At 59.5% G+C, this 9996-nt stretch carries 7 protein-coding genes and 1 pseudogene; 6 read left to right on the top strand and 2 right to left on the bottom strand.

Translation table 11 applies throughout. The features are described from left to right. Positions 1-266 precede the first annotated feature (266 nt). From eccCa to rpsI, 6 genes are all read left to right on the top strand, one after another. A complete protein-coding gene (gene eccCa, locus ACHFGA_RS01700) occupies positions 267-3944 on the top strand; it encodes a type VII secretion protein EccCa (RefSeq protein WP_394280734.1) in 3678 nt (1225 codons plus the stop codon). Further along, positions 3941-4915, top strand: a complete 975-nt coding sequence (locus tag ACHFGA_RS01695) for a type VII secretion-associated protein (protein WP_394280733.1) — start codon at positions 3941-3943, stop codon at positions 4913-4915. The genes eccCa and ACHFGA_RS01695 overlap by 4 nt, the downstream gene beginning before the upstream one ends. 152 nt (positions 4916-5067) lie before the next feature. Then, complete coding sequence (locus ACHFGA_RS01690; RefSeq protein ID WP_018581671.1) at positions 5068-5409, top strand: WXG100 family type VII secretion target; 342 nt, start codon at positions 5068-5070, stop codon at positions 5407-5409. Between the two features lie 40 nt (positions 5410-5449). Beyond that, positions 5450-5746 carry a WXG100 family type VII secretion target gene (locus tag ACHFGA_RS01685; RefSeq protein ID WP_018581672.1) on the top strand — a complete coding sequence of 99 codons (297 nt, stop codon included), beginning with the start codon at positions 5450-5452 and terminating at the stop codon, positions 5744-5746. A 399-nt stretch (positions 5747-6145) separates the two neighbouring features. After that, the gene (gene rplM, locus ACHFGA_RS01680) at positions 6146-6589 is read left to right on the top strand and encodes a 50S ribosomal protein L13 (RefSeq protein WP_018581673.1); all 444 of its coding nucleotides are present in this window, start codon (positions 6146-6148) and stop codon (positions 6587-6589) included. Further along, complete coding sequence (gene rpsI, locus ACHFGA_RS01675) at positions 6589-7152, top strand: 30S ribosomal protein S9 (protein ID WP_394280732.1); 564 nt, start codon at positions 6589-6591, stop codon at positions 7150-7152. Before rplM ends, rpsI begins: the two co-directional genes overlap by 1 nt. A gap of 568 nt (positions 7153-7720) precedes the next feature. Here rpsI and ACHFGA_RS01670 read toward each other — a convergent pair. Then, on the bottom strand, positions 7721-9583 hold the full coding sequence (locus ACHFGA_RS01670) for an FAD-dependent monooxygenase (RefSeq protein WP_394280735.1): 1863 nt from the start codon (positions 9581-9583) through the stop codon (positions 7721-7723). A gap of 164 nt (positions 9584-9747) precedes the next feature. Next, positions 9748-9855 (bottom strand): annotated as a pseudogene (locus tag ACHFGA_RS01665) (AraC family transcriptional regulator); the annotation flags it as partial. Positions 9856-9996 lie beyond the last annotated feature (141 nt).

Genomic DNA, 9996 nt, shown 5'->3' with positions numbered 1-9996 from the left:
AAACCTCCGCTAGACTCGATGAACTGGGAAGTGTGACATCGACAGCGGAATGATGTTGGCCAATATCAAGGCGCAGCGTCAGTCGCACCACGTGGTGCATGGCAGCAGACATGGAATAAATACCCCCGAATGTTCTTTTCTTTGCGGTGCGATCCCCTCACCGCACGCGTGTCCTCATTGTGTCTTAAGATGGCGGGCGTGTCCACAGCAACGGGGGACTGGTCGGGGGGACCAGTCGGCTAGGGCAGTGATCAAGAGGGGGAAATGTGCTTGGCACCTATCACGACAATGTTGTTACGCCTGTCGCACCGGCGCAGAGAATCAGTGGCCCGGACCTGCCTCAGGGAACACTGAAAGCAGAACCTGTTCCGGAGGCGCAGCGGCCCACGCCCGAACCGCTGATCCGCATCATCATGCCCATCGTGATGATCGGCGCTCTCGCCGCGATCGTGCTGATCATGGCGTTATCCGGTCGGGGCATGAGCCCGATGATGCTGATCTTTCCGCTCATGATGGGCATGAGCATGCTGATGATGGTCTCCCCGCCAGAAAAGACGGGGGATATCGACGAGCAACGCCGCGTCTACCTCCGTCACCTCGACGCGCTGAGCGCGCAGGCCAGGCAGAACGCGCAGCAGCAGCGCGAGCACGAGGTGTTCCACCACCCGCACCCCGGCGAGCTCCTTTCCACCGTGGATCCAGCGCGGGTGTGGGAGCGGCTTGATGCCGATCCCCACATGGGGGAGGTGCGGTTGGGCCTGGGCGTTGGTTCTTTGTGCACACCGGTCGATGTGGATGATCCGGGCTCGACAGAGGATCTGGACCCTGTCTGCGCGGTGAGCTTGCGCCGGGCAGTCGCGGCCGTCAGCTCTGTCCACGATATCCCCATCGTCGTGCAGATTCGGGCTTTTCGGCTGATCACGCTCTCGGGGCCAAGAGCGGCCGAAATGGCCTGGTCCATGCTGTCACAGTTGATCTTTTTCCACGGTCCAGAAACCGTGGGCATCACCAACCGGTGCACGCCGGGAACAGCGCAGTGGCTGAAATGGACGGCGCATACCCGCGACCCAGAAAGTGCCGAATTGCAGGTCACCGTGGTCGATGTTGGTTCACCCGAATTGTCGCAGACGGTGGTGGAGGCGGAATCGTCGACAAGCGAAAGCGGTAACGCGGTGCGCTGCACTGTAGTCATCGCGCCGGATCCGCTTGACCCCGTGCATCGCTTCGCTGATGAGGATGGCATCCATGTGCATATCGACGACCACGTCTCCGTGTATACCGTGGTGGGGCAGGAGCAACTGGGTACTCCCGATGCCTTCACCGCCGCCGAAGCCGAGTTGATCGCGCGCAGGCTGGCGCCGTTGCGCCGCCCAGAGGCAGGCGATGGAACCGCCGCCGACAATGATGTGTTGGCGTTGCTGCGCATGCCGGCCATCGAACAGCTCAACCCACGTGCGCTGTGGCCTGGGCGTGAACTGACACCCAACCGGCTGAAAGTGCCCATCGGGGTGGATGAACACGGCCTTCCCGTGCAGCTTGACCTGAAGGAATCGGCCCACGGTGGCATGGGGCCGCACGGGCTGTGTATCGGGGCCACGGGCTCCGGAAAGTCCGAACTACTGCGCACCCTGGTGGTCGCCCTGGCCGCGACGCATTCGCCCGAAGAACTCAACTTCGTCCTCGTTGATTTTAAAGGCGGCGCTACATTCCTGGGGTGCGAGGACCTGCCCCATACCTCCGCGGTGATCACCAACCTCGACAACGAAGCCATCTTGGTAGAGCGCATGTACGACGCGATCTCTGGCGAACTCAACCGCAGGCAGGAACTGCTGCGCCAGGCAGGAAATTTCGCCAACGTCACTGATTACACCTCCGCACGGCTGAGCACGCGCCCAGACCTTGCAGCCTTGCCCGCGTTGGTGATCGTGGTGGACGAGTTTTCTGAACTACTGGGGCAACACCCGGATTTCGCCGACTTGTTCGTCGCCGTGGGGCGCCTTGGTCGTTCCCTGGGAGTACATCTTCTGCTGGCCTCCCAACGGCTGGAGGAAGGAAAGCTGCGCGGGCTTGATTCACACCTGTCGTATCGCATTGGGTTGAAGACGTTCTCCGCTGCGGAATCGCGCCAAGTCCTCGGCGTGACCGATGCCTACCAGCTTCCCTCCACGCCCGGCGCGGGCTACCTGCGGGAAGATTCCGCAGAGCTGACACGCTTCCAGGCGGCCTATGTGTCTGGGCCGCTGGCGCGCCGGGGCGAACCGGCAGAGGGGGCTCCGCCGATCACGGTGCAGGAATACACAGGGTGGGACGATTACGCCGCGGCGCCGGAGGCTCCTGTCATTTACGACGAGTCCACCACCTTGCTGCATGCCGTGGTAGAGCTGGCCAGTACCGCCGCTGCTGAACGAGGTCTCAGTGCCCATCCGGTGTGGCTGTCACCTCTGCCGGCCGCGATCGAACTGTCCAGGGTGGCCGGGCAGACCCCCGCTCACGGGGAGCCACTGTTGCGCGCCCCGATAGGCCTGGTGGACCTGCCGTACCACCAGCGCCAGGACACATTATGGGTGGACCTGTCGCGTGCCGGTGGCCACTTCGCAATTGCCGGCGGACCACAGACCGGCAAGTCCACGGCACTGCGTACCATCGTGGCATCCCTGGCGCTGACGAGCACCACTGAGCAGGTGTCGTTCTATATTATCGATGCAGGCAGCGGTGAGTTTCATGACTTGTCCCGGCTGCCGCACGTGGCTGGTATCGCGACACGGGCGGCGCCGGAGAAGTTGCGCCGCATTGTCGACGAGGTGGTCGGATTCTTAGACCACCCAGCCGGCCGTGACGTGGTGCTGGTCATTGACGGTTGGCAGGCCCTGATCGGCCCGGATCAAGAATTTGATGACCTACGAACTGCACTGAGCCGCCTCGCCTCTGATGGGCCGGCGGCCGGGATCCACCTGGTGCTCTCGGTGCAGAGGTGGACATCGCTGCGCTCGTCGATACGCGACCTGATCGGCAACCGGTTAGAGCTGCGCCTCGGCGAGGCTCTCGACTCGCAGATTGGGCGCAAGCAGCAGCAAAAGCTGCCGACTGACCCTGGCCGTGGCCTCGACGCCGAGGGGCGCATGATGCTGATCGCGCAGACATCAAAAGAGGATGTTGCTCATATCGCCGGCGAAGCCCGCCGGGCCGGTATGCAGCAAGTGCCGCAACTACGGATGCTGCCTGCCCACATCGCGTGGGAAGAGATTCAGGACGCTGGCAGCACACCCATCCTGGGTATTGGCGGGCCGGACCTGGCGCCACTACCGATGGATGGCCAGCACTTCTTCGTCACAGGCCAGGCTCAATCCGGTAAATCTACAGCACTTGCCGCGCTGATGGCCTGGGTGGAACAGCAACCGCGGCAAGACGCGCGCCTGGTCATCGTCGACCCGCGCCGGGCGCACCTTGGGCGTATCGACGAGGACATGGTAGCCGTCTATGCCCCGACCACGGATGCGGTGGCCACGGCGGTGGGACAGGCGGCGACAACACTGCGGGCACGTTTGCCGGGGCCCGATGTCACGCCCGAGCAGTTGGCAGGGCGCTCATGGTGGGAAGGCCCCGATATTTATATCGTCATCGACGACCTCGACCTAGTTCCCGATGAGCACCTGCGTCCGCTGCTTGAGCTACTGCCGCATTCGGCAGACATCGGCATGCACATTTTCATCGCCCGCAAGTTCGGCGGGGTGGGGCGCGCGATCCACGGCCGCTTCCTCGGGGCGCTGAAGGACGAACGCCCGAACGTGTTGATTCTGGACGGCAACCGCGATGAGGGCGCCATCTTCGGCGTGCGCGCCACACCACAACCACAGGGTCGTGGAACCTTAGTGTCCGACAACACCGTGGTGGGAATGATGCAGGTTGCCAGCACCGATCAGACCGTAGGGGAGGACCCGCAATGAACACACTGACCATCACCGTAACTCCAACGGTGACCATCATCGATGCCGACACCACCTACTTCCGCTACGACAACCCCAGCCCCGGCGCGTTGGTCGAATATTGCCTCACGCTGGTTGGCGACGAACCCGCCGGGCACACCATCGCTATCACCGCCGAGGAGGACTTCGCAGCAGAGCTGATTGCGGCCAGCGAGATGGTCGGCTTCGCTGCCTACGCTGTTGTGCGTGACGACGATCCCTTAACCGAAGAGGCCGGCGCGCCAGATCAAGAACCACCTCCACCGTCTGCCGAAGGCACCGCGCCAGAGGAACTCACGGGGTTGATCCGTCCGGTGGAATCTCAGGCCGCGCCATCTTTTTCACGCCTGCCAGTTGTCGTCCTTGGCGCCACGGTGTCCGTGGTGCTGGGGGCTGGATTGTGGGCGGTGGGCATGAGTTCTGGTCACTCTGGTCCCGCGCCGGGGACTGATGTGGCTGCTTCGGACACGTCGGCGTCCTCTCCTGCACCGGAACCGGTGGCTGAGCCCATCGCGCCGGAGCCCGAGGAGGCAGCCGAAGCCGCGGAGACGGTGGTGTTGGCTCAGGACGGCCTCGAAGTGACTCTGCCCGCCGGATTCCACTTGGAGGCCCACGATGACATGTGGAAGGCGGAGGGAGACGACCCTGATTTTCGCCTCCAGCTCGCCATTGATGACCTCTACGGACTGCCGGGCGACCAGCTGCTTCAACAGGTCGAGCGGGAGATCAGCATGGATGAAGAACTGGAACTGGTGGCGGTGGACGACCACCACATCGAATACCGCCAGTATGCCGTTGACGGATCAGAGGCCACCTGGGTGACGTGGGTGGAAGGCGATATGCAGCTGTCGGTGGGGTGTCACACTCGTTTTGCCCCGACCACCGTGCAGCGAGCAACCTGCCACATGGCCTACGAATCTGCCACCTACACCGCACCCACGCAGCAGCTGTGAGCTGGGCAAATGAAAGAAAGAAAAGTTTTTTGAACTTCGACGGAACCGTTTGAGGGTTTTGACAGTCCAATACAAGTAGAAAGACCGCCCTGGTTCTTTCGCACACAACCACAGCCCGCATCCGGGCACTTCACGAGGGGGATTTGAACACAATGAGCGAGCCAACAGGTGGCGCAGGCCAAGAGTTCCAAACAGAAGCTGACGTCATGCGCACCGCAGCAAACCATACTGACGATGTCAACGGCGCAGTCCAGGCAGAACTGGCGCGCGTCCAGAACGTCGTCGAAGGTACCCGCGCGTACTGGAATGGTGCAGCACAGAAGACATTCACTGATCTGATGGTGCGTTACGACGATGCCGAGCGCCGCCTCAGCGAGGCACTGACCGACATTGCCGTGAACATCCGATCCAACGCCGGCAGCTACGAAGACGTGGAAGCCGCCAACGCCGAGGTCTTCTCGGCGATCATGCCCGACGAGGGCCTGGCCCTGTAAAACCACATCCACACAAAGACAAATCACGAAAGGACATCCGATGTCAGAAGCAATTAAGTACGGATTCGGCAGCCTGGCAGCCGCCTCTGATGACATTTCCTCCAGCGCCCGCAGCGTCAACGCTGAGCTTGAGGAACTGAACAACATGCTCACCCCAATGGCGCAGAGCTGGACCGGTGAGGCCGCCGAGAACTACTGGATCCATCAGCGCAAGTGGGATGCTGCAGCTAAAGAGCTCAACGAAGTGCTCGCCACCATCGCCGAGAACGTCCGCCAGGGTTCCAGCCGCATGGAGGGTATCAACTCCGCCATCGCGCGCAGCTGGACCGGGGGATAATCACCACAGACTTGCGGCCGGCACTCAACCTTGACCCATCACACACGTGGGGGCAGATACGACGAACCAGAGTGCTGGGCCGCTACTAAACTTCGGTAGTTGAGGAACGCAGGGCTGCGGCCCACAATTACTGAAGAATCGGGGGAGACGCGGTTGGGGGACCGCGCACCGCACCAAACGCCGCCTGAGGCCACCCCATACCTCAGGCGGCGTTTTGGTATTTGGGTTGAGCGTCCCGTATTCTTTAACACCTGTGTGTTTCCATGCACGCGATCGTCGAAAAGCGAAAGCTTGACGCAGCGCAGGCACACTCCACGGGTCTCCACCGGCCGCCGCAAGGAGTGAGGATGCACAAGCCCTGGCCGGCAGCTAACGAGACAGACTTCGAAGGAGTCATGCATGTCTACTTACCACCCGAAGAGCGGTGACATTACCCGTAAGTGGTACGTCGTCGACGCAACCGACGTGGTGCTGGGCAAGCTTGCATCCACCGTGGCAGACCTGCTGCGTGGCAAGCACAAGCCAATGTTCGCACCAAACACTGACACCGGCGATCACGTGATCGTGATCAACGCTGACAAGATCCACATTTCCTCCAACAAGCGCGACCGCGAAATGCGCTACCGCCACTCCGGCTACCCGGGTGGTCTGACGTCCATGACCCTTGGTCGTGCACTGGATGAGCGTCCGGACCGCGTCATCGAGGAAGCTGTGAAGGGCATGATGCCGCACAACAAGCTTTCCCGCCAATCCATCAAGAAGCTCCACGTGTTCACCGGCTCTGAGCACCCATACGCCGGCCAGAACCCAGAGACCTACGAGTTCAAGCAGGTGGCACAGTAATGACCGAGGCAAACAACACTCCAGACAACATCGAAGAGAATGTTGCAGAGGCAGGCGACATCGAAGCCGCTACCGCTGCAACCGAGGAGTTCAACTACACCATCGGTGATGCAGTTGCTGCTGCTGATGGGGCTTCCGAAGAGCAGGCTGAAGAGTTTGCTGCTCCGCAGCTGCACGAGGGCCCAATCCAGACCGTTGGTCGTCGTAAGCGCGCAATTGCTCGCGTGACCGTGGTTGAGGGCTCCGGCAACATCGTGGTCAACGGCCGCGAGTTTGAGGACTACTTCCCGAACAAGCTGCACCAGCAGGACATCCTGCTGCCACTGACCACTTTGGATCGTGAGAAGCAGTTCGACATCAAGGCAATTGTCCAGGGCGGTGGCCCAACCGGTCAGTCCGGTGCGCTGCGCCTGGCGATTGCTCGTGCGCTGAACATCTACAACCCGGCTGAGCGCCCAACCCTGAAGAAGGCTGGTCTGCTCACCCGTGACGCTCGTGCTGTTGAGCGTAAGAAGGCTGGTCTGCACAAGGCCCGTCGCGCACCTCAGTACTCCAAGCGTTAATCACGCTTCGTGCGGTACCGGTTCGCCGATGTGCCGCGCTTTGCGACGAACGCCGCCTGGTTCCCCGTTGTGGGGAGCGAGGCGGCGTTTTTCTTTGGGCAGAGGCGGGGTTGTGGGGCGCCTGATCCCAAACTGCTGGGCCTAAACTGCTGGATCTGGGACGATTTACGCGAAAAGCGGGCGCTGCGGGCCCTGTTCCAACAGTTTAGGATCGACATTTTGCGGGGCGAGGTCTCGCCGATGCCGCGGCCGACACTCTGGAGAGACTTGCGCCAGATGTTTTGAACATGCGTAACTTGCCAGTTGCGCCCTTTCTTCCCATAACGGACCCTAGGCCCCTCCAAGCACCGGCTGTGTCCCTTATTGGTACGGCCCCTGGGAGTTCCCCTAATTGAACATCGTCTTCAAGTAGGTTTGGGGCGTGTTGGACTAGGGGCGTTGATATCTCAAGAGAGACAAACTTGCACCTCAACGATCATCAGGAGGACGTGGTTCCGGATCCAAGCGCTATACCTGATGCCGCCTGAGGTTGTTTTACCTCAGGCGGCGTTTTCGTTCAGGTGTGGAACTACATGTGGGGGAAGTATCCAGTGATGAAATCGTCGAGGCCCGCGGTGTCATCGAGCGGGAAAATTGCTGAAACGTACTGGTCTGGGCGAACTACTACTACGGCACCGTCGCGAGAGATACCGCGCAGATCAAAAATGTCAGAATCCTTTGTAACGCCGAAGGCGTTTTCGAAGTTAGTCAGTTCGAAGATCCCCACTGGAGGCTTGAACACGGACGGTACTTGGCTGACATCAAAGTCTGTGTAGGAGTCCTGATAGATCACCTTGGCATCGATCAGTGTAGGGTCGATGCGCTCTTGGGCCCACTGTGACCACGCCGCCAGCTTCGAGTCCTCGCGGTGCAACGCTTGAGAATCAGCGAACACGTAAAATCGGACACGACCATCAGCGCTAGCCTGGTGACCTAGGTGCAGTTCTACAAGGTCGCATACTCGCCCCGTAATCGCAGATTTGAAGCGACGACCAATCGGATAGCCAGTAGCGAGATCCTGATAGCGGTCATCCATAGTGATCGACGAAGGCTCGTATTGTGTCATATACCCAGCGTTGAACTCGGAATTAGCTCGGTAGAAATCCTCGAGGTCCTGGGCACTGCCCATTTCGCTGGTGGGCTTTGCCATCAATGACGACCAATTCTTGTCGTATTCGATGAGCTTGTAAGCGATGTCTTCGCGCTCTTCAGCATAGGTATTGAGAAGCTCGAGGGGACTATTTCCGCTTGCGACATGGCCGAGTTTCCAACCTAGATTGAACCCATCTTGCATGGATACGTTCATTCCTTGGCCAGCTTTGGCGCTGTGTGTATGACAGGCATCGCCAGCGATGAAGATGCGGGGGTGATCACCCGAGGTCTTATCAGAAACGCGATCGTCAAAATGGTCTGCAACCCGGTGCCCGACTTCATAAATTGAGTGCCACACAACGTTTTTCACATCAACGGTATATGGCGCCATGATGCGATTGGCGGTGTCAATTACTTCTTGTAAAGGAGTCGCACGAACAGCCTTGCTGCCGTCATCGGGCACTTCACCTAAGTCAACGTAGAGACGAAACAGGTAGCCACCTTCGCGAGGGATCAGCAAGATGGTGCGTCCAGAGTTGGACTTGATGGTGCACTTCTTACGCACATCGGGAAAGTCGGTGTTAGCGTGGATATCCATCACGCCCCAAGCATGGTTAGCTTGCTTTCCCTCGAGGCGGTACCCCAGTGACTTACGTACTTGACTGCGGGCTCCATCAGCGCCCACTAGGTATTTTGTTCGGACAGTGACCTCTTCACCTTCTTGCGGTCCACTGGAATGACGCAGCGTGACTCGAACGGGATATTCTGCATCGTCCGCATTTTCATCTACGTCGAAGTCGACGAATTCGTATCCGTAGTCAGGCTCCATACGGGTCGGAGCGTTTTTCATGAATCGGTTGAAGTGGTCGATAATGCGCGTTTGCGTTAGCAGCGCCATGGGGAACTCACTGATATGGGTCGGCAATTCGCGAGTGCTGCTTTCACGAATGATCTTGCTGTTGTCATTGGGATCTGGTTTCCAGAAAGCCATATCAGTGATCTCATGGGCTTCCGCAAGAATCTCGTGGGCAAAGCCAAATGCCTGAAAAGTCTCGATTGTTCGAGAATGAACTCCGTCGGCGTTTGCCAACTCCAAGCGACGGTCGCTGCGCTCAACGAGGCGGGTAGAAATTTGTGGGAACCGGGAAAGCTGCGCCGCGGCAATAGTTCCAGCGGGACCCGCTCCGACGATCATTACATCCATACGGTCAGGAAGATCCTGGGGACGATCGATACCACTGCCTTCCGCTCGCATCTCGAGTGGATCGCCGGTGCTGTAGCCATCGTAATGAAACTGCATCATGTGCCCTTTCTGCAAGTCTGAAACTGAGTTCCGGGGAGTACCCCGTGAAGTACAGAAAATATAACGTGGATCACATATTGGCGATAGAGTGACCGGTTGGGGTTGGCTTGGTGAGGAAAAAACACGTCCGATTTAGTCAATACTCATGGTGCGGAGGAGTCTTAGTTGAAGAGGTGTCGCCTTTCCGATTCCTTTCGCCATTGAAGAGGTGTCATGTCGAAGCGTTCACGGAATGTTCGACTGAAGTGACTAGGGGAAGAAAAGCCAAAGGTTGCGTCCGTTAGTGTGGTGTATCTGTAACTGCCGGTAGGTGACCCCAAAGACGATAAAGGGCGACCACCGCAGGTACCTTTCGAATCAACTCCTACATCTCCTCGAAAGGACAGCCCACAATGGCCACCTCGCCTTAT

The organism is Corynebacterium sp., assembly GCF_043426755.1.
Taxonomy (GTDB): domain Bacteria; phylum Actinomycetota; class Actinomycetes; order Mycobacteriales; family Mycobacteriaceae; genus Corynebacterium.
Note: the sequence above shows the minus strand (reverse complement) of the source record. Positions and strands in the feature narration are given on the sequence as shown.